The 23,656-nt window shown below is 63.5% G+C and carries 22 protein-coding genes and 1 pseudogene; 7 read left to right on the top strand and 16 right to left on the bottom strand.

Features of this window, described 5'->3' with window-relative positions; all coding sequences use genetic code 11:
- Positions 1 to 15 precede the first annotated feature (15 nt).
- Together GOACH_RS18660 and GOACH_RS18655 are read right to left on the bottom strand one after the other, a co-directional pair.
- Positions 16 to 411: a DUF202 domain-containing protein gene (locus GOACH_RS18660; protein WP_005178183.1), complete on the bottom strand. Its 396-nt coding sequence runs from the start codon at positions 409 to 411 to the stop codon at positions 16 to 18.
- A complete protein-coding gene (locus GOACH_RS18655; protein WP_040519126.1) occupies positions 408 to 767 on the bottom strand; it encodes a YidH family protein in 360 nt (119 codons plus the stop codon). The genes GOACH_RS18660 and GOACH_RS18655 overlap by 4 nt, the downstream gene beginning before the upstream one ends.
- A gap of 277 nt (positions 768 to 1,044) precedes the next feature.
- Between GOACH_RS18655 and GOACH_RS18650 the strand changes: the two genes are divergently transcribed.
- The 3 genes from GOACH_RS18650 to GOACH_RS18640 are packed head-to-tail and all read left to right on the top strand — an operon-like array spanning position 1,045 to position 4,395.
- A complete protein-coding gene (locus GOACH_RS18650; protein WP_005178178.1) occupies positions 1,045 to 2,535 on the top strand; it encodes an ABC transporter substrate-binding protein in 1,491 nt (496 codons plus the stop codon).
- A gap of 49 nt (positions 2,536 to 2,584) precedes the next feature.
- A complete protein-coding gene (locus tag GOACH_RS18645; RefSeq protein ID WP_005178177.1) occupies positions 2,585 to 3,493 on the top strand; it encodes an ABC transporter permease in 909 nt (302 codons plus the stop codon).
- A gap of 50 nt (positions 3,494 to 3,543) precedes the next feature.
- Complete coding sequence (locus tag GOACH_RS18640; RefSeq protein WP_005178174.1) at positions 3,544 to 4,395, top strand: ABC transporter ATP-binding protein; 852 nt, start codon at positions 3,544 to 3,546, stop codon at positions 4,393 to 4,395.
- Between the two features lie 114 nt (positions 4,396 to 4,509).
- Here GOACH_RS18640 and GOACH_RS18635 read toward each other — a convergent pair whose 3' ends face one another.
- On the bottom strand, positions 4,510 to 5,160 hold the full coding sequence (locus GOACH_RS18635) for a hypothetical protein (protein WP_005178172.1): 651 nt from the start codon (positions 5,158 to 5,160) through the stop codon (positions 4,510 to 4,512).
- Between the two features lie 188 nt (positions 5,161 to 5,348).
- Here GOACH_RS18635 and GOACH_RS18630 point away from each other — a divergent pair, with 188 nt between their 5' ends.
- Positions 5,349 to 5,846 (top strand): LURP-one-related/scramblase family protein, encoded by a 498-nt coding sequence (locus GOACH_RS18630; protein WP_005178166.1) that lies wholly within the window; start codon positions 5,349 to 5,351, stop codon positions 5,844 to 5,846.
- Between the two features lie 55 nt (positions 5,847 to 5,901).
- Here GOACH_RS18630 and GOACH_RS18625 read toward each other — a convergent pair whose 3' ends face one another.
- The 13 genes and pseudogenes from GOACH_RS18625 to GOACH_RS18560 all read right to left on the bottom strand — a co-directional run bounded on the left by GOACH_RS18625 (position 5,902) and on the right by GOACH_RS18560 (position 18,969).
- On the bottom strand, positions 5,902 to 7,128 hold the full coding sequence (locus GOACH_RS18625; RefSeq protein ID WP_040519118.1) for a TerD family protein: 1,227 nt from the start codon (positions 7,126 to 7,128) through the stop codon (positions 5,902 to 5,904).
- Entirely contained in the window at positions 7,125 to 7,964 is an 840-nt protein-coding gene (locus tag GOACH_RS18620) for an HAD family hydrolase (protein ID WP_005178162.1), read from the bottom strand. Before GOACH_RS18620 ends, GOACH_RS18625 begins: the two co-directional genes overlap by 4 nt.
- Complete coding sequence (locus tag GOACH_RS18615) at positions 7,961 to 9,100, bottom strand: cysteine protease StiP family protein (protein ID WP_005178160.1); 1,140 nt, start codon at positions 9,098 to 9,100, stop codon at positions 7,961 to 7,963. The genes GOACH_RS18620 and GOACH_RS18615 overlap by 4 nt, the downstream gene beginning before the upstream one ends.
- Complete coding sequence (locus tag GOACH_RS18610) at positions 9,097 to 10,428, bottom strand: phosphoribosyltransferase family protein (protein WP_005178158.1); 1,332 nt, start codon at positions 10,426 to 10,428, stop codon at positions 9,097 to 9,099. The genes GOACH_RS18615 and GOACH_RS18610 overlap by 4 nt, the downstream gene beginning before the upstream one ends.
- Positions 10,425 to 11,630 carry an HpcH/HpaI aldolase/citrate lyase family protein gene (locus tag GOACH_RS18605; RefSeq protein WP_005178155.1) on the bottom strand — a complete coding sequence of 402 codons (1,206 nt, stop codon included), beginning with the start codon at positions 11,628 to 11,630 and terminating at the stop codon, positions 10,425 to 10,427. The genes GOACH_RS18610 and GOACH_RS18605 overlap by 4 nt, the downstream gene beginning before the upstream one ends.
- Positions 11,627 to 12,730 carry a hypothetical protein gene (locus tag GOACH_RS18600; RefSeq protein ID WP_040519117.1) on the bottom strand — a complete coding sequence of 368 codons (1,104 nt, stop codon included), beginning with the start codon at positions 12,728 to 12,730 and terminating at the stop codon, positions 11,627 to 11,629. The genes GOACH_RS18605 and GOACH_RS18600 overlap by 4 nt, the downstream gene beginning before the upstream one ends.
- 474 nt (positions 12,731 to 13,204) lie before the next feature.
- Positions 13,205 to 13,813: a TerD family protein gene (locus GOACH_RS18590; protein WP_005178151.1), complete on the bottom strand. Its 609-nt coding sequence runs from the start codon at positions 13,811 to 13,813 to the stop codon at positions 13,205 to 13,207.
- Positions 13,743 to 14,942 (bottom strand): DUF475 domain-containing protein, encoded by a 1,200-nt coding sequence (locus GOACH_RS18585; protein WP_005178148.1) that lies wholly within the window; start codon positions 14,940 to 14,942, stop codon positions 13,743 to 13,745. The genes GOACH_RS18590 and GOACH_RS18585 overlap by 71 nt, the downstream gene beginning before the upstream one ends.
- A gap of 132 nt (positions 14,943 to 15,074) precedes the next feature.
- A complete protein-coding gene (locus tag GOACH_RS18580) occupies positions 15,075 to 15,650 on the bottom strand; it encodes a TerD family protein (RefSeq protein WP_005178147.1) in 576 nt (191 codons plus the stop codon).
- Positions 15,651 to 15,860: 210 nt separating this feature from the next.
- Positions 15,861 to 17,249: pseudogene (locus GOACH_RS24530) on the bottom strand (acyl-CoA synthetase).
- A gap of 31 nt (positions 17,250 to 17,280) precedes the next feature.
- Positions 17,281 to 17,601 (bottom strand): hypothetical protein, encoded by a 321-nt coding sequence (locus tag GOACH_RS18570; RefSeq protein ID WP_005178141.1) that lies wholly within the window; start codon positions 17,599 to 17,601, stop codon positions 17,281 to 17,283.
- 191 nt (positions 17,602 to 17,792) lie between these two features.
- Positions 17,793 to 18,299 (bottom strand): hypothetical protein, encoded by a 507-nt coding sequence (locus GOACH_RS18565; protein ID WP_005178139.1) that lies wholly within the window; start codon positions 18,297 to 18,299, stop codon positions 17,793 to 17,795.
- Complete coding sequence (locus tag GOACH_RS18560) at positions 18,289 to 18,969, bottom strand: hypothetical protein (RefSeq protein WP_005178137.1); 681 nt, start codon at positions 18,967 to 18,969, stop codon at positions 18,289 to 18,291. Before GOACH_RS18560 ends, GOACH_RS18565 begins: the two co-directional genes overlap by 11 nt.
- 813 nt (positions 18,970 to 19,782) lie before the next feature.
- Between GOACH_RS18560 and GOACH_RS18555 the strand changes: the two genes are divergently transcribed.
- The 3 genes from GOACH_RS18555 (at position 19,783) to grpE (ending at position 23,245) form a co-directional block, all read left to right on the top strand.
- On the top strand, positions 19,783 to 20,916 hold the full coding sequence (locus tag GOACH_RS18555) for a tetratricopeptide repeat protein (protein WP_005178134.1): 1,134 nt from the start codon (positions 19,783 to 19,785) through the stop codon (positions 20,914 to 20,916).
- Positions 20,862 to 22,424 carry an Hsp70 family protein gene (locus GOACH_RS18550; RefSeq protein ID WP_245551954.1) on the top strand — a complete coding sequence of 521 codons (1,563 nt, stop codon included), beginning with the start codon at positions 20,862 to 20,864 and terminating at the stop codon, positions 22,422 to 22,424. The genes GOACH_RS18555 and GOACH_RS18550 overlap by 55 nt, the downstream gene beginning before the upstream one ends.
- Positions 22,425 to 22,504: 80 nt before the next feature.
- On the top strand, positions 22,505 to 23,245 hold the full coding sequence (gene grpE / locus GOACH_RS23475) for a nucleotide exchange factor GrpE (RefSeq protein WP_157227834.1): 741 nt from the start codon (positions 22,505 to 22,507) through the stop codon (positions 23,243 to 23,245).
- Positions 23,246 to 23,656 lie beyond the last annotated feature (411 nt).

The raw sequence follows: 23,656 nt of genomic DNA, 5'->3' as shown, positions 1-23,656 counted from the left end.
CACCCCGGCAGGGACTCACAAGAGCGCCGCGGTGATGAGCACGACGATCGTGACCATCACCGCGGCGCCTGTCGTCGTGATGGCCAGGGTGTCGGCCCGGTGCAGAGGCACGGATCGATCCGCGAGGGCGCGACGGCGCCGTCGCCCGACAACGGCGACCACGAGGGCGGCGACGGCGGCGACCCCCGCCAGTGCATAGACGAAGGGGGTCGGTGATGCGTCAGGACGCAGTACGTCGCGGCCGGCCACCAACAGACCGTTGACGATGATGGCGATCGACGTCCTGCTCCACGAAAGATCGGTGCGCTCGGCCTGCAGACCGCCGTCGGCTCCGTGGTCAGGGTCGGTGCCAGGGTCAGGGCCGCAGGCGGCGCCGCAAGCGGGAACGGAGTCGGGATCGGAGCCGGTCATACCAACGCGAAGATCAGCGCGGTGACGACCGCGACCACCCCGATGACCACAAGCGCGATACCGAGGACCGCGATGAGTGGCGTTCGCGGTAGCGGTCGGTCGCCGCGGATCGCGCGGTCGTTGTCGCGCCAGCGGCGCATGCCACCCGCGGAGACGATGACGGCGAGGACGCCGAGTGACAGGCCGAGCCCGTACCGGAACGCGGGATGCGTCGGGTCCGGCAGGAATTGCAGAGCGGCCACGGCGGCCGCGAGCAGGCCGAGAGCGGTGCGTTGCCAGGCCAGGAATGTACGCTCGTTTGCCAGCGTGAATCGGTAATCCGGTTCGTGCGACGTCTGCTCGGAACTCTCGCTCATCTCATTGTCGGGCACCCCTCCACTCTCTCGCAGGATCACTGTTCTGCGCCAACCCGACAGCCTGCGTAATCGTGTTGTCCGCGTGCGTAACTGACCGTCGTCGACTCGGCTGTGTCGGCACCGTGTACACGAAACAAACTGCGTACCAACGGATTCGAGAGAAAGAACCGATGTGCTGGGCGGGTTTGCAGGGTGGCGCAACCCGCTGACCTGGTGGCTTAACCGAGGTGCAATGGTGAGTCGCCCGGTTGTAACAGAATCCTCCGAGTCTTGTTGCATGTCCAAGAGCACCACGTCGCAAGGTCACAGCAGCACCGCACCGGCATCCCGAGTCCGTACTCGTGGTCGCCTGGCAGTCGCGGCCATCACCGCCGGCGCTGCCCTGTCGGGCATGCTCTCCGGCTGCGCGGCGGTAGGCGGCGAGACCGTGACCGTCAACGTCGGCTACCAGTCCAAGACCATCAACACCGTCAACGCCGGCACCCTCATGCGCGACCGCGGAGAGTTCGAGAAGGCTCTCTCCGACGCCGGCAAGAAGAGCGGGACCAAGTATCGCGTCGTCTGGCAGGACTTCTCCTCCGGCGCTCCGCTGACCGCGGCGATGATCGCCACCCACGTCGACATCGGGTCGATGGGCGACTATCCGTTGCTGACCAACGGCTCCAAGACCCGCAAGTACGACGACGCCGCGACGGAGTTCATCGCGACCACCGGATACAACCTGCGCGGCTCGCTCAACCAGGTCGTCGTACCGACCTCGTCGACGGCCACGACGCTGGCGGACCTGAAGGGTGAGAGCGTGTCCACCAGCCTCGGCTCGGCGGGCGACGGGATGTTCTCCACCGCGCTGCAGAAGGCGGGCATGTCCTCCGACGACGTGCACGTGGCGAACCAGGATCCGTCGATCGGCGCCGCGGCCATCGAGGGCGGCCAGGTCGATGCACTCGCACAATTCGTTCCGTGGCCGCAGCTCGTCGTCTTCCGCAACCAAGGCCGGTTGCTCTACGACGGCGGCGACAACGGTGTCCCGACCTTCCACGGCGTCGTCACCCGCAAGCAGTTCGCCGGTGCGCACCCCGAAGTGATCTCGGCGTTCGTGACGGCGATGTCGAGGACCACCGACTACCTGCGCACCCGGCCCCTGCAGGCGGCCCAACGCCTCAGCACGATCACCGGCATCGAACCCGAGGTCGCCTACCTCTACAACGGGCCCAACGGCCTCGTCTCCTTCGACCTCCCGATCAAGCCGCAGTTCCGTGAGTCGCTGCAGCAGGTCAAGAAGTTCCTGGTCAAGCGCAAGTCCGTGACGAAGGACTTCGACATCGACGGTTTCATCAACGAGTCGGCCGTACGTGACACGCTCGGAGCGTCGTACACCGCCCACCGCGACAACCTGGCCAACCCGACGCCGCTCACCGGCACCGACGAGCTGTGCAGGCTTCCGGTCGGCGACCCGGCAACGGCCTCCGAGGTGTGGTTCTCCGGCGACGACCACACGGTGCCTGCCGCCACACCGAGCTGCCTGCTACGTCGAGTTGCCGACACACCCTCGCGCACACCCCGCGCCGTCTACGTTCCCGACGCCGTGACCGGCACCAAGCTGTTCGCCGACCACGCGACCTGGCTGGTCGACCCGGCAGCACAGGCCAGCGCCCGCTACCTGCCGTTCGCGACTCAGGCCGGCGCTGCCGATTACCGGCGCAGCCACCCCGGAACCGCCCCCATCGACTATCGGACCGCGGTGTCGCAGTCGGTCACCACCGACTGACCGCGTACGCACCGAGCCCCGCACCTCAAGGAAGGAACCCACACACACCATGGCATCGTCAGTACCCGCTACCGCCCCGTCCCCGATCACTGATGACGAAACGCGCACCGTGACCGCATCACCGACGACACCGCAGGTCGAGCCACCCGCATCCCGGCGGGGCATCGTCGACGCCGCGCGGGCCCGAAAGCTTGCCGCCTCGATCCTGTTGCCGCTCATCCCGATTGCCGCCTTCATCGTCGTCTGGGATCTGCTCACCGAGAACCAGGTGGTCGCGTGGCTGCGATTCAACCGGATGCCCACTCCGGCGGCGGTGCTCGACAGCTTCGGCGAACGACTCGGGTCGAGCGCCTACTACGAGGACCTGCTGGCCAGTCTGCAGCGCATTCTGCTCGGCTTCGCTCTGGCAGCGATCGTCGGCGTCGCCCTGGGCATGCTCATCGGACGCTCCGACGTCGCTCGAAAGACGTTGCGCCCGTTCATCGAGATCGTCCGACCGATCCCGGCAATCGCGCTCGTCCCGCTGACCATCCTGCTGTTCCCGTCGAGTGAACAGGGCATCGTCTTCATCACCTTCTTCGCGGCGTTCTTCCCCGTGCTCGTCAGCACCATCCACGCGATGGACTCGCTGCCCAAGGTGTGGCAGGAGGCGGCCTACACCATGGGCGCAGGTCGCGCGACGATCCTGCGCCAGGTCGTCCTGCCGGGCGCACTACCGGGAATCTTCTCGGGACTGTCCGTCGCGATGGGCGTCGCGTGGATCTGTGTCGTCAGCGCCGAGATGATCTCCGGACAGTTCGGCATCGGCTACTACACGTGGCAGGCCTACGGACTGCTCGACTACGCGGGAGTCGTCGTCGGCATGCTCTCCATCGGGGCGCTCGGGCTGATCACCGCATGGATCGTCGAGATGATCGGTCGCCGCATCAACCACTGGCTGCCGCGCGCCAAGCACTGACGACACCGCTACTCGCCCACACGAACTCATCACACAGGAAGCGCAATCCGATGGCACACAACACCGAAGCACGACGCCGCTCGGCCGCAGCCCGCGCCGCAGCAATCCAGGCGAGGTTCACCAGCGACATCCCCGTCAGCAACGACGGACCCGGCGCCGCCGTCAACCTCGATCGACTCCAACTGGGATTCGACGGCAAGGTGGCCGCCGACGTCACACTCGACATCGAGCCCGGTGAGGTCGTCGTCTTCCTTGGACCGTCGGGCTGTGGCAAGTCGACGATCCTGCGCGCCCTCGCCGGACTCCTGACCCCGATGAGCGGCGAGGCCACCGTCAACGGCCGTCCGGTCACAGGCAACGACGCCCACTGCGCGATGGTCTTCCAGGAGGATGCGCTCTTCCCGTGGCGTACCGCGGCCAAGAACGTGCAGTTCCCGCTGCGGCTACGCGGACTCGGACGCGCCGAGGCGAAGCAGAAGGCTGCGACGTATCTCGAGCAGGTCGGTCTGAGCGCCTACCTCGACCATCTGCCGAGCCGCCTGTCGGGTGGCATGCGTCAGCGCGTGCAGCTTGCACGCACATTCGCCTGCGATCCGCTGGTCATGCTGATGGACGAACCGTTCGGCGCGCTTGACGCCCAAACCCGACTCGACATGCAGCAACTCCTCATCTCGGTCTGGGAGCAGACCCGCATGACCATTCTGTTCGTCACCCACGACGTCGACGAAGCGCTGCTCCTTGCCGATCGAGTGGTGCTTTTGACCCATCGACCCGCGAGCGTTGCCGACGTGATCACCATCGAGAACCCGCGCGATCCGCAGGCACAGTTCACCGAGGAGTACCAGCGTCGACGCCAGTCGATCCTCGAGTTCCTCGGGCACGCTCCCCTCGGCGCGCACTGAGCGCGTCGACGCTCGAACTGCGGCGCCCAGCCCGACTGATCTGGTCGGCTGGGCGCCCCGTCGTGTCGAGGAGTCTGTGTTGTGGCTAGTCGTGTCGACGGTTGTCGCGCTTCGTCATTCCGGTCGCTGCTGACGTAGAACGATTGCACGGGAAATCGCGAAGGTGACACTGAGGGTCAGAATGACCAGGGCTGTCGCGACTACCCATGTCGAGGTGACAGTGGAGAAGCCCAACGCCCAGGCACTCACCACCCCGACAACGGTCGCGATCAGCGCCCCCACCGGTAACAGGAGAGCGACGGCACGGGCTGTGGCGCGCGCTGCTTGATCGCCGACCATACGCAATGCGACATATACCCCTGCGATCGCGAGGCCGTAACCGACTGCACCACAGACCGCGTACAGCACCAGCGGATGTAGGCCGTCGGGGAGATCCGTCACCGTGGCCGCCGCGACCATGGCGGGCAGCACTCCCACCGCGCAGGCGACAAGACCGACCGCCGCGGTGAGCCCGACACGACGTCGTGGCTGCACTCGTGCACCGGCCAGATGGAGTACACCCCCCGCGACTGCTCCCACGGCCGCGCCCACCAAACCGATCACCGCGTACCTCATCGGCTCCGAGACAGTGGTACTGCCTGCAGTGACCGAGGAGATGGCGAGGTACTCGCCGTCGCCCGGTCCCATCAGTCCCTCAAAGAGTGCTACTGCCAGCAGCCCGATGACACAACCCAGGAACATCAACCACAGACACATGCGACCCATGCAGGCATAGTGCCACGGGAGCTCTCGCTCTATGCGGCATCGCCAGGCCCCGCCGAACTCGCACCGGGCAGAGTGAGGTGTACGCGCAAGCGGCGACGCGGCTCTTCAGGAATGGTCGGCCGGCGGGCACCGTGACCTGCGTGGGTTGTCTGGCTAGGGTGGGCACCACCCCGGCGGAAGGTTGCGACGTGTCCAGGCTGTTCATCAAGCAGAAGGTCTTCTCGGTCGGCGAGAAGTTCACGGTGTTCGACGAACTTCAGCAACCCCGCTACTACGTGCGTGGGAGCTTCATGCAGATCCCGAAACGGTTCACCGTCACCACGGCGGCGGATGCGGCGGTCGCGCAGATCACCAAGACCGCGCTCAGTTTTCTGCCGCGGTTCACCGTCGAGATGGAGGGCGTCGGGCTAGTCGCCACGATCCGCAAGGAGTTCAGCTTCTTCAGGCCGAAGTACTCCGTCGACGGCGCTGCGCTGAGCGTCTCCGGCGACTGGTGGGACATGAACTTCTCGGTGTTCCGGGCGAACCACGAGGTGGCGCGGATCCATCGAAAACTGTTGAGCTGGGCCGACACCTACGAGGTCGATATCGTCGATGACACCCTCGAGGCGATGGTCATCTCGCTCGTCGTCGCCATCGACCGCGTACGGTCCGACGAATCGAGCGCCGGCGCCGCCACCATGTGACACGGCCACGTGAGAGCGGCATCGCCGATGAGGTGGTGTCAGTCGCCGAGAAGGCCTACTCCAGGTAACTGCCGAGATACTTCTGGGCGGCCTTGGGGGTCTTGGCTTTGAACCCGTCGCCAACTGCGCGCATCTTCCAGTCGCTGCCGCTTCGTGACATCACGGCCATGAGCACGCCGGTGAACGGCATGCCGCCCTGCAGTGTGAAGCGTGCGAGTTCGGCACCGGTTGTGTCGTCGACGAGGCGACAGAACGCGTTCTCGATCTCTTGGAAGGTCTGGCCGCGATAGGACGTCACGATGAACGCGAGGTTGTCGATGTTCGGTGGTATGGCCTGGAGGTTGACGCTGATCACCTCGTCGTCGCCGTCACCGGCCCCGGTCAGGTTGTCGCCGGAGTGGATGATCGAGCCGTCACGGCTGCGCAGCTGACCGAAGTAGACAGTTTCGGCGAGCGAGCCCCTCGAGTACGTCAGCACCGATGCGTCGAGATCGATGTTGCGGGATCCGCCGAAAAAGCCGCGCTTGACCGGGTCCCAGCCGAGCCCCATGCGAACCCGGGTGAGCGCGACGCCCCCGTCCTTGCGCAGCGTGACCTTCTGGCCTTTGACCAGGTTGACCCGCTTGTTCTTCGTCAGACTGATTTCCGCGGGCGGTTGCTGCCCGCCGAACTGCGGGGGCGGCGGCGCGTGGTGTGGTGCAGCGGGTTGGGGCGCAGCCGTCGGTGCGGACTGCGCCGGAGGCGTCGGGGCAGCGGGACTGGCTGGAGGCGATGAGGCGGGTGCGTCGTCTACCGAAACCCCGTGATCACGAACGAGATCTGCGAACCCACCTGCATAGCCCTGTCCGATCGACCGGACCTTCCACCCTGTATCCCGCCGGTAGATCTCCACGGCCACGACGACGACCTCGCTACTGAGATCGGGGATGGTGAAGGAGAACAGCTCGGATCCCGCGGAGTCGAAGACCCGTGCGACCGGCGGTGGAGTCCTGCCGAATGACGACGACGCATCGTCGAGCGTGATCACCGCGCGTACCGCGTGGATCTCCTGGGGCACCGCGGCGGGGGTGATCCGGAGCGTCTGTCGGCCGGGAGCCGACGCCAGTGTCACGCCCGCCCCGGACGGTTGGTTGTAGAACACGAAGTCGGCGTCGGTGCGCACACGCATGTCGGGTGTCACCAGTAGGGCCGAGAGGTCAACTGGCGCAGCAACGTCCACGGAGATCGTGATCTCTCCGGCGGGCAACGGAGCGTTCTGGCCTTTGGACAACACTGTCGTCATATCGCCGTCTTTGCTTGTCGGGTCACCGCACTGAGCAACCATTCGAGTATCTCTTCACCTGCCAGAGCACCCGTGCGTGACGTGACGGTCACGCTCGGGTGCTGCCAGTTCAGTTCGGCCAGTTCACCATGCGCCGGGCGGATGGCTGCGTCAGCGAATTCGAGCAGGTCGACGTCGAGCCTGCCATCGCCCGCGGCGAACACGGGATCGTCCCCGGCCACTGAGCCTTCGTCGACGCACCGTCGGTACACTTCCGCGACTGCAGCTGATTTGGTGACTGCGTCAGGAACCGCGTAGATCTTGCGGCCCTGCTGGGAGGCAACCCATCCGCGCTCGACGCACCACTGCTCCCACTCGGGGAGGAACCAGTCGGGCTGCCGATGAGGATCGACGACGAGATAGCAGAACAGATCATCTGCAGTCCGCAGAGTTGTCACCCAGTCCTGCTCTGCCACAACGTCCAACCGTCGAGTCACCTCCTTGAGCGGCGCAGAACGGGCTGCGACAGCCTGTTCGACACTGGTGCGCCAGTGCTCGTCGTCGGTGCCGTTGACGAGTATGCGCCCTCCGCTGCTGACCACACCGTAGCGGGTCGTACCTCCCGGAAGGCAGACGCTGGCGAATTGCTCGGGGGTGCGGGTCGTGACCGGAACGAAAACCGAGCGTGTGCGTAGCTCGGTCAGCAGTGCGATCGCCGAACTGGTCATGTACGACAAAGGTGCGTCGCGATAGATCTCAACGCACGTCGGTGAGTGCTTGTGAAACTGGCTCTCTCCCATAGCATCACGTGAGTAGATGAGAGTCCTGTCCAGATCGCTGGCCACCAGCCCGGTCACGAGTCCTCCTTGATCAGCCCTACACACGAGTACGCGAGATCGTCGTGGACCTCGATCGGCACCCCGCGCTCGGCAGCGAGGATTCGGATGTGTCGGTGTTCGGGTAGGCCTGCATCTCGTACGAGCACCCGCCAGGGCTCGCGCCGTAGAAGTACCCGAGTCGTCTCCCCGACACCGGGCTTGACGAAGTTCATCGACGAAAGCCCGTACTCGGCACGAATCTTCTCCACCGACTCCCATCCCGCCCACGTCGCCGTACGCTGTGCGCGACCCAGCGCTGCGATGTGGGAGGTGACGGACTCGCGCACCGTGTCGAATTGTGCAGATACGGCGTCGAGGAAGCGGTTGGACATGTCGTGGTCGGCGAGATGTCGGTAGAACTTGGCGCCGTGGAACTCGCCGTCGCCGATGTGGTCGGAGTTGAGGACGGTGCGCGAAATGAGGCCAGAAACAGTCGAATTCAAACAGGCCGACGCGATGAGAAAGTCGTCGCGGGTGCCGAAGGTGGTGGTGGCGCACCCAGGGTCGGCGAGAACGGCGAGTTCGTCGAACAGTGCCGGCCCCCCGCCGTCGGCGTACGTCCGGAGTGCCGCGGTCAACTCGCGTTGGATGGCACCCTTTCCGGTCCACCCGTCGACAAACACCACCGACGCGGCGTCGTGGCGTTTGGTGATGTGGTCGAGCGCAACGGTATCGATGCCGCGATCACGGACGATCGAGATCGTGTAGTGCGGTGCAGCCCAGCCGTGAACGCGTAAGAGCCAGCGGCGAAGCAGGATTCCGATCGGCGTGCCCGCTCGCGCCAATGACACGAGCGTTGGCTCGCGATGTCGCTCGGCGATGAGAAGTTCGCCGACGACACCGACGGCATGCGCCAGACGCTTCGCCGACTCATCGAGAGTGTCGGCGAACAGCTGTTGGTACTCGGCTCCCGGCTGGTACTCGATCGGCAGCGACTCCGCGTAGTGGGCTGCGCCCGCTTGGATCCGGCGCTCACGCACGGCGAGGTCGGCTTCGAGAGGAACATGCGAGAGATCCTTGAGGAGCCAGGTCACCTCGTCCGGTGCGTACGAGCCGAATCGAGGGCCTCGTAGTGCAGGAGCGTCGGCGTGTGGGTCGACTCGCTGCCACCTCACGGCCCGCTCCTGACGTGTTGCAAGGTGCTCTGTCGGGTGGCCGTGACGACAGCGACGACCACGTCGTGACCCGCCGCCGTCAGCACGTCGAGAAGTCCACCCCGTGCTCTGAGCTCTGGAGTATCGGCGGGGTCGTCGACTATCAGAAGGATACGTGGCAGACCGGGGGATACGCCGGGCTCGGCGAGGTTGTAGACGAATCTCGGTGTCCCCGGGTCACTCTCGGGCGCGATGAAGGTCAGCCCACGACGAAGCGGGTACCCATCGACATCGCGGACGAAAGCGGGTGAACGTGTGGTGGTCTGGAATGACGCGCGGATCCCGGCGCCCTGAAGGCCCTCGGCGATGCACAGCGGTAGGTACATCAGTTCCTCGTGCCCCACGACCACGGTGCTCGCCTGCGGATCGAGATGGGGTAGCAGGACGGTGACGGCATCGGAGACCGCGCCCGTGAACGCCCTTGTGTCCGAACGGAGAAAACCGTGACGTCCACCCTCGGGTACGTCGACAGGCCACGGGAGTGGCACCGTCGCGGTCGTCCCGCGCGCGCCGGACGGATTGAGCGGCGTCGACGGCGCATCCCAGACCGCGTCGGTGAGGCCTGGCGGAAGAACGATGTCCCCCTGTGCGAGTGACACATGCTCGACGCTGATGCCGTGCTCCGCAGCGAACTCGTCGGTGGTGCCGCGATGTTCGGCTGACCGCACATCGACGAGCGAGGCGATCAGGTAGTTCGACCTTCCGGTTGCCTCACGTATCGCTGTGACCGCACGCAGGGCAGTGGCACCTGTGGATATCTCGTCGTCGACGAGGATCACCGGGCTGTCATCGTTGTCCGTCAGGAGGCCGGCGGGGCCCGGCTGCAGCAGGTGGGTTGTCGCGTGTGAGTGTCCCTCCTCGAAGGAGCCGAGCGTATGTACCCCAGGAGGGCGTCTGCGCGTGGAATGCAGGTAGACGTGAGCCGACAGTGCATGGAACACGCAGTGGCCCAGCCCGGTTGCCGTCTCGGCGAAACCCACAACCGACGACGTCCTGGCCGCGTCCGCGCCGATGCGGGCGCTGATGAGTGAGGCGAGATCGTCTGCAGCGCCACGGACGCGCTCGGGTGGGGTGGGAATGTGTTTGCCGAGAACGGTGGATACCAGCAGGTGCGCGCGACGTCGATTGCGACGCAGACCGAGCAGGACGAGTTCGTCGAGACCCCAACCGGAGGCTGCGTCGTCACTCGTGCTGGTCTCGGTGAGCGACACCCCGAAGGTGTCGGTGACCCACCCTCGCGCAGCCGCAGAATCGACGACCTGCGACCTCCGGGGACCTGTAGCCGTCACGATAGGTCCATCGCGGTGAGCAGGTCGACGAAACCGACTCCCGGTCGGGTGACCCCGAACACGGCGGCCCTGTCGATCACGCGCGACGCCCAGTTCCGGTGCGGTTTACGCTCATTCATCTTGTTTCGATACGCAGATGCCTGCACGCCTCCTGCGTCGGAGGAGAGGATGTCGAGCGCGTCGTTGTACTCCTCGTGGGTGACGGCACTGAGCGCGTGGACCGCAGCGGCGTGGCTCGGATGGATGACGGTCTTGCCGTGCATCCCGTTCGCACGGTCGAGGGCTATCTCACGCAGCAATCCGTCGAGGTCTCTACTGACCAACTGGCTGCGGAACCGCACAGCGCCCTGATCCTGAAACGGGGTCTGTCGCAGTGCGGGCTTGAACAGTCGCTCATGGTCGGCGAAGTACTCCCAGACCGGCCCGGTGATGATGTGCCCGGACGAGTCGCAGCGTCCGAGCCGGTTGATGATCGACGCGATCACGTCCGCCGCGACGCGGACGTCGTAGATCGTGAGGTCGCGGTCGCGGCGGATGCCGAACAATCCGCACATGTCTGTCGCGCCGATCCGGACGGCGAGTACCCGACTGCGGTGCTCGTCGACGGCATCGGCGATCACGGAAAGATGATGCTCCCGGGTTTCGCGATGCACGACGGCTGCCGATTCCAGCACCGGCATGGCCCAGAAGTGCCGACCCGACTTTTTGCCCGCCTCGTGCACCGCGGCCAAGAAGTCGTGTGCGTTGTCGGCATCGAACTTGGGGACCACGAATCCCATGAGCGAGTTCGACGCGCCGACGGCCTCGGCGATCGTGTCGATCTGATCGGCGGATCGAACGCGGACGAACAGCATCATCTCGACGGACTCCGCGGAATCGAACCTGCGCAGGGCGTCGACCGCATTCTCGATGGCGGTCGCCTGGTCAGCGTCGTCGACGGCGTCTTCGAGGTCGATCACCATCGAGACGACGCCGTCAGCACGACGACGCATGATCACCTCGGCGAGATCGGCACGGGTCGCGGGCACATAGAGCGTGGCGCCGAGCGCGATCGCGAGCCGCGGCGTCGACCATGTTGTGGAGACCGGCGAGGGCTGCACGCAGAATAGACGCTCGCGCGTCGACGCGGAAAGATGACGGAAGTGCCTGGCGCCGTTGCCCGCACGACGCGTGCTCGGTACCTCCGTGGTGGTGAGTGTCATCGCTTGGCCACCTGCCCCCTCATCCTTTCGACGATCTCCGCGACCCGCCGCTCGACAGCCGTCAGCTCCGTGGAATACGCCCAGTAGTCGGGATGCACCCGGTCGAGGGCGCTGCGAGAACGGGCAATTCGGTCGGCCTGAGCATCGAGTACTGAGCCCCATTCGTCAACCAGAGCGTTGTCGACGGCAAAGTGTTGAGCATCACGGAGCCGGAAGCGCACGCGCTGTTCAAGGGCCTTCGGGTCGGCACGCACCTCTCGCAGATCGCGCAACCGGTCGGCGACTGCCTCGACGGCCTGTTCAGCGCCGACGAGTTGGTCCCGTGCGGCTTCTGCTTCGGTGATCGCGAGGTCAGGGGCGTCGGACAGGTGCGATCTGGCTTTCGCGAGGTGCTCGTCGGAAGTCGCGAGGAAGCGTGTGAGAACCTGCTGATTGTCCTGGAGGTCGGCCGAACAGTCGAGACTGAACTCTCTGCGGAGGGCCGAGAGATCTGCGGGCATGCGCTCGGCGCGTGTCACGATGCCGCTGCGCCGGGTGTCGACCGTGCGGATGACCCGCTGCGCGCGCTCGGCCAACGATGGGGCGTCGGCGAGCGCGTCGTCGAGGGCCTGCTGGGCGGTCAGTACGCCTTGAGCGGCTGCCCGTCGGGAGAGGAGGCCCGATGCCGACTGCTGTGCGATGAGTGCGGCTTCGAACTTCTCAGCCGCGAGGCGAACGCTGTGGAGTGTGGCGAGGTCGCGCGGTGCCTCTCCGAGCAGTCTGCGTGTCTGAGTTGCCGCCGCCTGTGCCTGACGTTCGAGGGAGGCGACCTCGTCGACCGTGCGCGTCGCGCGCCCGAGTTCGGCAGCGTTGGCGTTGCCGAAGCGTTCCATCTCGGCTTGCAGTGATCGCAGCGCGTCTGTGCACCTCGCGACCTCACCTACCGCGGGCCTGGGTGCACTCGACAGGTTGAGATAGATTTCGGTCGCCTGTGCGTAGCGTTCGCGCACCGCATTCCACTCTCCCCGCAGCCGCGACCGCGGGGCGATCTCATGGGCTGTGGCGACCGCACTGTCGATCTTGCTCAAGGTGTTCTCGGAGTCGAGAAACGCCGAGGTCATCTGTTGGATCGACGTTGTGGAGTCGGCGGGCGCGCCTGAATTGCCACTCGCCCCCCGCCGCCGGAACCAACTGCCCACCGCCTGATGCTATCGATTACCTTCGTCCAGGGACGACGGGAGGACGGACGTGCGTCCGGTACAGCGATCGAAGCGGGTGATCGAGGCGCGGCTCAACAACACGTCGATTCCAGTGCTCTCCGGTTCGATGGTAGGTCGAGTCGCAGCAACTGATGGTGACCAACGGCAACCTCCGGTCCGCATCAGATCGCGGGCGTGGGAGCGGGCGCTGATGGGGTGTCGGGAACCGGCGGAACCATCGGCCACCGACTGACAGGCGAGCACGGGGCGACGCTCCTTGCCAGTCGAACCGGCGGCGAAGCACTGCAATTGCAGTGGTGGAACGACAGAACCCGGTTGCGACAACGGATGTCGTGAGCAACCGGGTTCCGTTCTTCGTGCGAAAACTGTCTCGGGCTACTTCCGTCCGGCGGTCCAGTTCATCCCGAAGCCGTAGGTCTCGTCGATGATCCGTTGTGCCCCATGGATATACCGCACCTCACGATTGACGCTGAGCTCATTGCCATTGCTGGTGAGCATTGCGATAGCACACGAGACCGCGCGGTCGTCTGCCGAATCGAGCGGTACTTCGACCTGTGGCCCGGAACTCGGGAACAGCGTTACCACACCGTTGGCCGCCGACCAGTTGGGCGTGCCCTCGTAGATGTAAGCGAAGATGAGGATGCGACGGAAGCGGCCGATGTCGGAGAGATTGATGTGCAGATTCTCGCCGCCGGTGTTGCTTCCGCTGCGATCGTCGCCGTCGAGGAAGATGTAGGGCGCGCGATCGAGCGAACCGAACGAATTGCCCAGCGCCTGCACGACCCCCTTGCTTCCGTCGGCGAGTTCGTACATGGCCCCGAGGTCGAGGTCTATGGCTGAGGAGCGCTTGAAGAACCTGCCTCCACCGGAACCCTGGTCCCAGTTGAGGTTCACCCTCATAGCGCCCTGGCCGTCACCCCTCTTTGCGAGCGAGACCGTCGGGCTCGACTTGCTCAGCGTGACCTTGTTCATGTTGACCGCCATTGCGAATTCCTTCCGGGGTGGTCGAGCCGTCGATGCTCGAGGGTGTGTTGTCGGGGTCTTCTTCTGGGTGGTTGCGGCGTCGGATGATGCTCGAGATCAGGGCTGCGAGGATGAGGACCACGCCCACCAGCCCGGTCACCACCTCGGGAACGTGCGTCCCGATGGAGTACATGAGGATCAGCGCCAGTGCGCCGATCGCCCAGTGAGCGCCGTGTTCGAGGTAGACGTACTCGCTGAGCGTGCCCTTGCGGACCAGATAGACGGTGAGCGAGCGTACGAACATCGCGCCGATGAAACCGAGGCCGAGCGCGATAATGATCGGGTCGGCGGTGATGGCGAACGCACCGATGACACCGTCGAAGGAGAACGACGCGTCGAGGACCTCAAGGTAGAGGAACAGGAAGAAGCCTGCTTTGCCCGTCGCCTTGGCGAGGTCGCTGGGACCCGATCGCGGAGCCGACTCCGATTCGGCGGCCTCCTCGAGTTCCTCCGGGGTGTTGAACAGTTCGCCCAACCCGTTGACCAGGATGTAGGTGATCATGCCGAGGACACCTGCGAACAGAACCGTCGAGCGCTCGTCGTCCGGCGCGAGCCATTCAGCGGTGATGACGAGGACGACGACAGCGACAACAACCGAGAGCTGGTCGAGCTTGCCGATTCGTTCCAGCGGGCGTTCGATCCACCGCAGCCAGTGCAGTTCCTTCTCCTCGAAGAGGAAGCCGAGGAACAGCATCAACAGGAACATGCCGCCGAACGCCGCGATCTGCGGATGGGCGTCAGTGATGATCTGTTCATACGTCGGGGAGCCGTCGGTCGGCGGGTTGAGTGCGAGGCGAAGGGCTTCGACCGGATTCAGCTTTGCACTCAGCCAGACGATCGCCAGCGGAAACACCAGGCGCATGCCGAACACCGCGATCAGCACACCGATGGTGAGGAAGATCTTCTGCCAGAACGCGCTCATCCGTCGCAGAACGGTCGCGTTGATGACCGCGTTGTCGAACGAGAGCGAGACCTCGAGGATTCCGAGGATGAGCGTGAGGAACAGGGCGGTCGGTCCGCCGTAGATGAAAGCGACGACCAGCGAGAGGATCGTGATGACGATGGACAATCCGAATATTCGGAGGATCACGGTGGAGCGGCCTTTCTAGCATCACCGAAGAGGGGGAGACCGCGCGTCCCGCTGCGGGTACACGCGGTTGACCAAGCAAGATGCCGCGCCTGTCGATCTCAGGCGCGGCATCTGGACATGGCTCGACGTGGGTCAGACGTTGACGCCGAAGTCACGGGCGATACCCGCAAGACCTGAGGCGTAGCCCTGGCCGACGGCTCGAAACTTCCAGTCGGCTCCGTTGCGGTACAACTCACCGAACACCATCGCGGTCTCGGTGGACGCATCCTCGGACAGGTCGTAGCGGGCGATCTCGGAACCGTTGGCGCGGTTGATAACCCGGATGTAGGCGTTTCGGACCTGGCCGAACGACTGCCCGCGTGAATCGGCGTCGTAGATCGACACGGGGAACACGATCGAGTCGATGGTGGGGGGAGTGCCCGCGAGGTCGACGTTGATGACTTCGTCGTCGCCATCGCCCTCACCGGTCAAGTTGTCACCGGTGTGCTCGATGGAGCCCTCCGGCGAACGGAGATTGTTGAAGAAGACGAAGTGCTGGTCGGACAGGACCCGCTTGTCGGGACCGCATGCGATTGCGCTGGCGTCGAGGTCGAAATCGACGCCAGTGGTGGTCCGCGCGTCCCAGCCGAGCCCGACGGCGACCGCGGTCAGTCCCGGAGCCTCCTTGGTCAGCGAGACATTTCCGCCCTTGCTCAGGCTTACGCCCATGGTTGTGCTGCCTTTCTGTCGTTGAACGGCCATCCGCAACTCTACGTGCGACGCCACACACTGTATGGGAAGAGTCGGACATGTGACAGGGCCGGTAGGTCACCTGAACGGATGGAATCCGCATGGCCTTGCGACTGCGGACGCCGTCCTCGATTCTGTCGACATCTGGATGAAACATGTTGTACGACAGAAGTTTACATCGGCGTACCGCTACCCCAACAGCTTCTTCTGCACCTTCCCCATCGCATTGCGGGGCAGCGATGCGACCCAATGGATCTCGCGGGGCCGCTTGTGGGCCGACAATTCTTCGGCCACGAGATCGATCAGCTCCGCGTCGGCGACCTGCTCGCCGACGACGTGGGAGACGATCCGCTGCCCGAGATCGTCGTCGTCAACGCCGACGACGGCCACCTCGATGACTGCGGAATGGGCGAGCAGTACCGTCTCGATCTCGCCTGCGCCGATCCGGAATCCGCCGGACTTGATGAGGTCGGTGGCGCGACGGCCGACGATGCGATGCATACCGTCCGATCCGATGACGGCGACGTCGCCGGTGGCGAACCAGCCGTCCTCGAGCCAGGATTCGGCGGTCGCCTTCGGACGATTCAGGTACCCGGAGGCCACCATCGGGCCGCGGACGTGGACGTCACCGACGCTCTCGCCGTCGTGCGGGAGATCGTCGGCACCCTCACGCTGTCGCGTCTGCACGCCGGTCACCGGCATGCCGGCCCAGCCCGGACGTCGTTCACCGTCGGCGCGGGTGCACGGTGATCAGGGTTTCGGTCATGCCGTAGCGTTCGACGATCTCGTGGCCGGTGGCCTCGCGGATCTCGTTGAACACCGGCACCGGCAGGGGCGCGCTGCCCGATACGAGGAGCCGCGCCGATGACAGTTCCCTCGCCGTCGACGGGTCGGCACCCACCCGGGACCACACCGTCGGCACACCGAAGAACATGGTCGCGCCCGTCTGGGCGGCGTGGGCATAGTTCTCCGGAGTCGGCTTGACGGTGTGATGCAGCCGGCCACCGCGACGCAACGGACCCAGCACCCCGAGAATCAGCCCGTGCATATGGAACAGCGGTAACCCGTGCGCGAGGGTGTCGGCAGCGGTCCAGTCCCAGGCATCGGCGAGGGCATCGAGACCGGCGGCGATGGCGCGACGCGTGATGGGCACACCCTTGGGTAATCCGGAGGTGCCCGACGTGTAGAGGATGAGTGCGACGGAATCGGCCGGTGGCTCCGGATGGGAATGCCACGACTTCGCGTACCGGCGAACCGGGATCGTCGGGAGAGTGGCGTCGTCGGGGGAGTCGCCGAGCCAGGCCTGCGCGCCGGAGTCGGTGAGGATGTGGTCGAGTTCGCGGCGTCCGGAATCCGGCGGCACCGGGACGATGGCCACGCCAGCGATCAGACCGCCCGCGATTGCGAGGATGGCGACACCGTCGGTTGTGCCAGGACCGCGAGGGTCTGCGCGCCGGGGATGCGTTCGGCCACCGCGGTCGCCGCGCCGACGAGTTCCTCGCGGGAGAGGCGATCGTCGCCGATGACGACGGCGTCGTCGAGGTCGGGTGCGTTGGGGAACATCGTCGGCAGTAGCATCACGGATCCACTGTGCCACGTGACACACGGATCACCGACGGTTCATACCGTCCGGCGGGCATCGGTCCGGCGTCGACACAACCACGCCAACCCGATCTCGATGAGTTCCGGCGACGGCGATCACCGGCTGGAGGAAGAAGAACGCCTGCAGCAACGCCAGTTGGATCACGATCCACACTAGAAGCGAGGCCCCGGTGAGAAACCCGGGCAGGACGGCCAGGCGCGCGTCGAGAACCACCACGACGATCACCAAGGCGGCGAGCGCCTGCGGTATCCCGATGAGCGTGATCAGCACCCCACCGGGGCCGGTCCACGTGTCAAAGGGTTTGCGCTGCAACCACTCCCGCGGCATATCCTAACAATCGTCGATGAGTGCCAGGCCGCCGGCGACCGCCTGGTAGGCGCTAAACGCCTCCACCGCTGCGTGTGCCAAGGCCGGCCAGGGGCGTCCGGAAAGGCAACCTCTCAATCCCCACCCGCCAGTGCTAACCGCACGCGAACGTCATCGATCTGGCGAGTGGATGGCACCGCCACCCGACGCCTTCATCCGAGGCGCCCGAGTAGATCGATCATTCGATGGACCGCTTCGCCGGCCGTGATCACCGCCTTGTGGTTGGCAGCCATCTCGCCGACTTTGTCGCCGCTGTTCCCTGTCGGTACCCACGTCGGATCTCCGCCTGCGCTCTGCGCGACACGTAGAGCATGAAGTGGGCGATTCGAGATCGTGCGGAACTCCGCGGGCTCATCCGGATCGATGAGGACGGTGACGAGTGCTCCGGTGGGTGTCAAGAGCACCTCTTCAACCGAGTGAGACGCCGAAGATCGTAACTTCATTCGATTGACGCCGAATGGCCAGCCCGGAAGTGAGACCGGTACCGACACCTTCTGTGTGACTGTCTCCATTCGACCGAACTTCCCGAAACGCTGCACGGTCTGGTCCTCTTGCTTTTCTCCGACCGATTGCAGAGGTCGATTTTGGCTGCGAAGTCGGTCGGCAACAATCCTGGCCTGTTCGGTGAGTTGACTCAGTCGTGGGACCTCACTTGTCATCTCGAGCTCCTTTCGCCTCGTCGATTATATGCTTGGCGATATACCATTCAATTTCAGGAAGCTTGTCGACCCATGCATTGTACGCATACACCCCCAACTGGCCGAAATAGGTGGGCCAGACAAATACCCACGCAAGTTCCCATCCTTCTCGGGATATTATTGCGGCGCTAATATCGGTCGTGAGAATTTCTAGATCGCAGTTGTTCTGACGAGCGAAGTCCTCTATGTGTGCATTGAACACATTACCTATCCTGGCGACCAGCTCCAAGGCTTCGATTTCGACGCCTTGAATCATATCTGAAATTCTACGCACGGACTCCAAATGATCGAATTCGATCGGTATCGCGCCACGATACTGCAACTCGATAGGGCCCGTCGTCCAGTCGCGTTCACCGGGGCGTTCGACTGAATCGATGGTGTCGATGAAATCGAGTACATGGGTCCAGCCGATATGATCCAAGTCGACTTCGCCACCCCGCGCAGCCCACTCGTGGATCTTTGACCTCATAACATTAAGGCGAAGGATTTCGATGTTGAGTGCAGAGGGATCCCATATGTGCAGTGCCAGGGTAGCCGCCGCGATATCACGCCACTGCGAGTCAAGAGCCGGTCCCGACAACTCGAGCATCTCGTTGAATCTCTCTCGGACGCCTTCGTCGAATGCCTGCATTTGATCGATGAACCCAGTATTTGTGCGGGGCGGCGGCGCGGAGGGCAGATTGCCGATCGGACGACGTGCGCGAGCGGCGCTCGTACTCGTGGCAGTGTCGCCGTCAGATGAAGTCAGAGACCAGAGATCCGCACCGCAGCAGGTGCATTGGGTCACCACCGCTCGGTTCTGTTCGGTCCCACAGACGCACGTGACAGTTTCCAAAGCCGGTGATGTAGGTCCGTGGGGCTGGCTCGCGGAAACGGCGGACACCGGCGCCGTTTGACCTGGCTGTGCTGTATCGGGCCGAAGCCCGCGATCTCGTCGACTTCGCAACTTGCGGGATTCTGCCGGAGCAGTCGTCTGCCCGGTGGCAGCGGGTGGGGACTCGGCGGTGTTCGCACGGCTCTTCCGCCGGGGGTGCTCGTAGTTGATCCTGTTGGGATGCGTGTAGTCAATCGGCATGAGTTGAGTTGCCCTCGACGGTTCGGTTGCAGGGTTCAAAGGTGGTGACTCGCACGGGCACCAGTTCAGAATCCTATGGTCTGCATGGGTCGACCGCTGATCGCTCGATCGGATGACATGTGGATTCGTCCAAACAGACTAATCGTCGACAGTGCTGACGGACGTTTACTCCGTATGGACTAATTCTCTTCAATCGTTCCAGCACACCTCTGGATTGATCCAAACGGATGACAGGTCAGAGCAGGGCGCGATGATAGCTTCTGAATTCTTAGCTTGGGGAAGCCAGGGCTGCCGCGCCAGCGTAGACGCGGTGGCAGAGACCTATGGCCGCAAAAACTTGCCGACGATCGAACTGGAGCGAAACACCCGATGGTTGAAGTTGACTACTACGAACTGCTTGGAGTGCCACCCACTGCCAGTGAGGCCGAGATCGAGGACGCGTCGAAGCGGGCGACGCGACAGTGGACCAAACGCGCGTCGTCTCCGAACATTGACGTACGGCACGAAGCAGAGACGAAGATGAAGCGCCTCCGAGAGGCCCGAGAGGCGTTGTTGTCGGGACCACAGCGGCGCATGGCGTATGACCGCGATCTTCAGCAAGGCGTGGTGCCGGCGGCGGCGCCGGTTCAGCAACCGGCGGCCGCCGGGAGCGGAACAGACTGGGTCGCAACTGCACGTGCAGCTCTGGCAGCAAACGATTATCACTCCGCAGCCTATGCTGCCAAGGAAGCCACAACAGTGCTCGGTGGTAACGCGGAATCGTGGAGCCTCCGTTCGCGCGCCAACTTGGGACTAGGTCGGGTCCAGGACGCGCTATATGAAGCGCGGCAGGCAACCGAGATCGAGATCAACAATGCTGAATACCACTTCAACCTGGGCAATGTGCATGAGCAGGTCAAGGACTGGGCGAAGGCGCTGAAGGAGTATCAGGTCGCCACGCAACTGGATCCGTCCAGCTTCGTCTACCCGCTCGCACAGGGATCCGTGTTGCAGCAGAACGGACTTCTTGACCAGGCTATCGACATGTACCGGAGAGTTTTCGCCAACCATCAGAGTTCGGAACCCGTCCGGTACTACTTGGCAATGGCGTTGCTTGAGAAGGCGGAATCGATTCCAAAGTTGCAGCGGAACGGAGGTTATGCGATTACACAGGAAGCCGAGATACACCCCATGGGGGCGCTGGCTGGTGAGGCGCAGCAGCTGTCGCGTGATCCCGACGTGCAGAAGGCAGCCGCAGAAATTCTCGCATACGTGAACAAGCAACGAGACGTTGTCTGGTGTCTGCCGACCATGGTGTCCGACTCTCCATTTGTGTGGCTCGGAGGCATTGTAGGAGCCTTCGTGCTGGGGCTGATCGTTTCTGGCTTCTCAGGCGGATTCGCAGCGGTTCTCATCATTGGATCTCTCGTAGCGGCTGGATTGGTCATCTGGCAATCGAGAGTTCCCAGGTGGAAGGGTTCCCAGCGCAAGAATTCACTCGCGTTGATGATGGCTGGTCACTGATGGGAAAGGTAGTCGGAATTGATCTCGGTACAACGAACTCGGCGGTCGCCGTCTTAGGTGCCGATGGATTGCCGACAATAATCCACAATCGCGAAGGAGATAACACGACTCCCTCTGCAGTCTTGTTCGACGACGGAGAAGTAGCCGTTGGAAAACAGGCCAAGAACGCCGAGACGTCCCTCCCCAACAATGTTGTCCGTTACGTAAAGCGGCACATGGGAAACCCGGACTACAAATTCGTCCCCGAGCGGACCGATGACGAGTATGGGCCAGAATTAATCTCATCCTTCATTTTGCGATTCCTTGTCGACGACGCGTCCGACTTTCTTGGAGAGAAGGTCGAGGATGTCGTCATCACGGTTCCGGCCTACTTCGGTGACGCCGAACGCACGGCAACTCGGCAGGCGGGTGAGATCGCAGGATTGAACGTACTGCAGGTCATCAATGAGCCCACGGCTGCTGCGCTGAGCTTCGGCCTCAAAGGGGGCTACAACGGAAAGGTTCTTGTCTACGATCTGGGAGGCGGAACCTTCGATGTCACACTGATGAACATCTCCAACAACAACTTTACTGTCTTGGCTTCGGCAGGCGATCGAAACCTCGGCGGCTTCGATTTCGACAACGAGTTGATCAGACTGGTCGAAGCCCGATATCGAGAACTCGGGGGAACGCTCGATCCCGAGGATGACAAGCAACTCGCACTGATCCGTGAGCAGGCAGAGGCGGCCAAGCATCGCCTTTCGACGAGTGACAAGGCCAAGATCAGGATCGGAACCGAGTCCATCACAATAGTTCGCGACGAGTTCGATCGCGCGGTGGCGGACTTAGTCACCAGGACTCGGTACATTCTGGAAGACGTCATGGACCAATCCGGTGTGTCCTACTCGGATGTGGATAAGCTCCTACTCGTCGGTGGATCAACGCGCATGAAGATCATCGAGCGGTCTGTGAAGGAGTGGACCGGGTTGGACCCCGACAAGAGTGTTCATCCTGACGAGGCCGTTGCGCTGGGTGCGGCAATAGTTGCTGAGCTGCGAAACGCCGCTGAGAGTGGGAAACCACCAATCGTCAAAGCCAATGTGTCAGACGTGGTTGCGCAGGGCCTCGGGGTCGCGGTGCTCGCTGACGATGGATCGAAGATGTTGAATAGCGTGGTGGTCGCACCCAACACTCATGTGCCGAATCGAATCGAAGCGAGCTCGTTCTCGACAGTAGGCGCGACGAACCAGATCAATTTGCAGATCACCGAAGGCGACGAGAATGGCGCAGAGTTACAGTACGTAAAGGTCTTGGGTAAATCGCTACTCAACCTTGACTACGACTTGCCTGCCAAAGCTCCGCTGCGGGTCGTATTCGTCGTAAATGAAAATCAGACGGTCGAGGCTGAACTTCACGATGCTGTCAATGGGCGACTCATCGGACATATGGTGGTGGAACGAACGGCGAACCTGAAGGCCGAAGATGTGGTTTCACTACGCAAGCAGAGCAAAGAGATCGTGGTGCAATGACTTTCCCAATGCCAGGCTCCCCATACAGCGATGCGGACGTCCCCGTCGGCTCGGGTGCCCGCCACGACCACTCGGAACGGATGGAAACCACAGCACCACCAACTGCGACTGCGGATGAACCATCGACATCGGGGGATCGTCCAGGCCAGGGTATCGACGCGGGCTCCCAGTGGGATCCGGAAGTAACGGCACCTACCAGTGAGGTTCCCACTGCTTCCACCCCTTACGGAGCAGGTGCTGCGGACTATCAGGAGGTTTCGTCGGCAGAATATGTAGAAGGTGCCGAAGAAGCCGAGAACCGGGGTGGCGCGACTTATTCAGCAGAGGCCGCCACCCTATTGGCGCAAATGCACGGGCGCTTCGACAGAATTGAAAGCGCTATCAGTTCGGAAAACGGTACTGTGGCGCGTAACTACGAGCAGTCGCTGATTGTGCTGCGAGACCGGGCGGTGGCCGCGGAGACCGGTGTATCGCACACACTATTGCGCCCGATCGCGCGCCAGATGGCTGCGTTGATCGATCGGGTGGAGTTGGAAGCCTCGAGGCGCCAGGCAGACCCGTGGTCGTTGACTGCCAGCCTTGTAGACGAACTTCTCGACATCCTCGAAGATTTCGGTGTCGAAACGATCGAGTGCACGCCGGGCACTGAAGTCGATAAAGCCCGGCACCGTGTGGTGCGAAGCAGTGCTGGCCGAAGTGACCAAAACGACGAGCTGCGGATTGTCGAACGGATTCGGCAGGGTTACGAGATTGGCGGCTATGTTGTGCGCCCCGCCGAGGTCGCCGCCGAGTGGGTATCGCATCGCCCAACATACAGTTGACCAGAGTGATGACCAACGAGAAGTAATACTCGATTTTCGATGGGAAGGGTTAGTGCATGGCAGAGACAGGTTCGTCATCCCGAAGTGGCGAATACACCGAGGTCCACAAGTGCCGCAGCTGCGGCCGGGCCTTCTGGGGAAAGCGATCATGGAATCGCGTCACAGTGAATTGTCCGCATTGTGGTACCGGAAACTGAGCGATAGTCGGCAAGAGTTCATTCGCTTGTTAAAGTAACCAAGTTGGTTCGAATCCCTGACCTGACGTTCTCGCGGGGGATTGAGGACACGCATTTCGGCGCAGGAGCCACCGAGGGTGAGTTCCGCTTGCGCTTCTGGTGTGGAGTCCGTGGGCCGGCTTGCTCAGTACGCGTAGGTGGGCGTTGGTTGCTTCGCTGCGTGCGTTCGCGTTGC

The sequence above is a fragment of the Gordonia aichiensis NBRC 108223 genome (genome assembly GCF_000332975.1).
Classification (GTDB): Bacteria; Actinomycetota; Actinomycetes; order Mycobacteriales; family Mycobacteriaceae; genus Gordonia; species Gordonia aichiensis.
This window is presented reverse-complemented; position numbering and strand designations above follow the sequence as displayed.

Excerpts from the sequence above, each read along its gene's own strand:
- GOACH_RS18660 (WP_005178183.1), bottom strand. The coding sequence starts at position 411 with ATGACCGGCTCCGATCCCGACTCCGTTCCCGCTTGCGGCGCCGCCTGC.
- GOACH_RS18655 (WP_040519126.1), bottom strand. The coding sequence starts at position 767 with ATGAGCGAGAGTTCCGAGCAGACGTCGCACGAACCGGATTACCGATTC.
- GOACH_RS18650 (WP_005178178.1), top strand. The coding sequence starts at position 1,045 with ATGTCCAAGAGCACCACGTCGCAAGGTCACAGCAGCACCGCACCGGCA.
- GOACH_RS18645 (WP_005178177.1), top strand. The coding sequence starts at position 2,585 with ATGGCATCGTCAGTACCCGCTACCGCCCCGTCCCCGATCACTGATGAC.
- GOACH_RS18640 (WP_005178174.1), top strand. The coding sequence starts at position 3,544 with ATGGCACACAACACCGAAGCACGACGCCGCTCGGCCGCAGCCCGCGCC.
- GOACH_RS18635 (WP_005178172.1), bottom strand. The coding sequence starts at position 5,160 with ATGGGTCGCATGTGTCTGTGGTTGATGTTCCTGGGTTGTGTCATCGGG.
- GOACH_RS18625 (WP_040519118.1), bottom strand. The coding sequence starts at position 7,128 with ATGACGACAGTGTTGTCCAAAGGCCAGAACGCTCCGTTGCCCGCCGGA.
- GOACH_RS18605 (WP_005178155.1), bottom strand. The coding sequence starts at position 11,630 with ATGACACTCACCACCACGGAGGTACCGAGCACGCGTCGTGCGGGCAAC.
- GOACH_RS18600 (WP_040519117.1), bottom strand. The coding sequence starts at position 12,730 with ATGACCTCGGCGTTTCTCGACTCCGAGAACACCTTGAGCAAGATCGAC.
- GOACH_RS18590 (WP_005178151.1), bottom strand. The coding sequence starts at position 13,813 with ATGGCGGTCAACATGAACAAGGTCACGCTGAGCAAGTCGAGCCCGACG.
- GOACH_RS18580 (WP_005178147.1), bottom strand. The coding sequence starts at position 15,650 with ATGGGCGTAAGCCTGAGCAAGGGCGGAAATGTCTCGCTGACCAAGGAG.
- GOACH_RS18570 (WP_005178141.1), bottom strand. The coding sequence starts at position 17,601 with ATGCCGCGGGAGTGGTTGCAGCGCAAACCCTTTGACACGTGGACCGGC.
- GOACH_RS18565 (WP_005178139.1), bottom strand. The coding sequence starts at position 18,299 with ATGACAAGTGAGGTCCCACGACTGAGTCAACTCACCGAACAGGCCAGG.
- GOACH_RS18560 (WP_005178137.1), bottom strand. The coding sequence starts at position 18,969 with ATGCAGGCATTCGACGAAGGCGTCCGAGAGAGATTCAACGAGATGCTC.
- GOACH_RS18555 (WP_005178134.1), top strand. The coding sequence starts at position 19,783 with ATGGTTGAAGTTGACTACTACGAACTGCTTGGAGTGCCACCCACTGCC.
- grpE (WP_157227834.1), top strand. The coding sequence starts at position 22,505 with ATGGAAACCACAGCACCACCAACTGCGACTGCGGATGAACCATCGACA.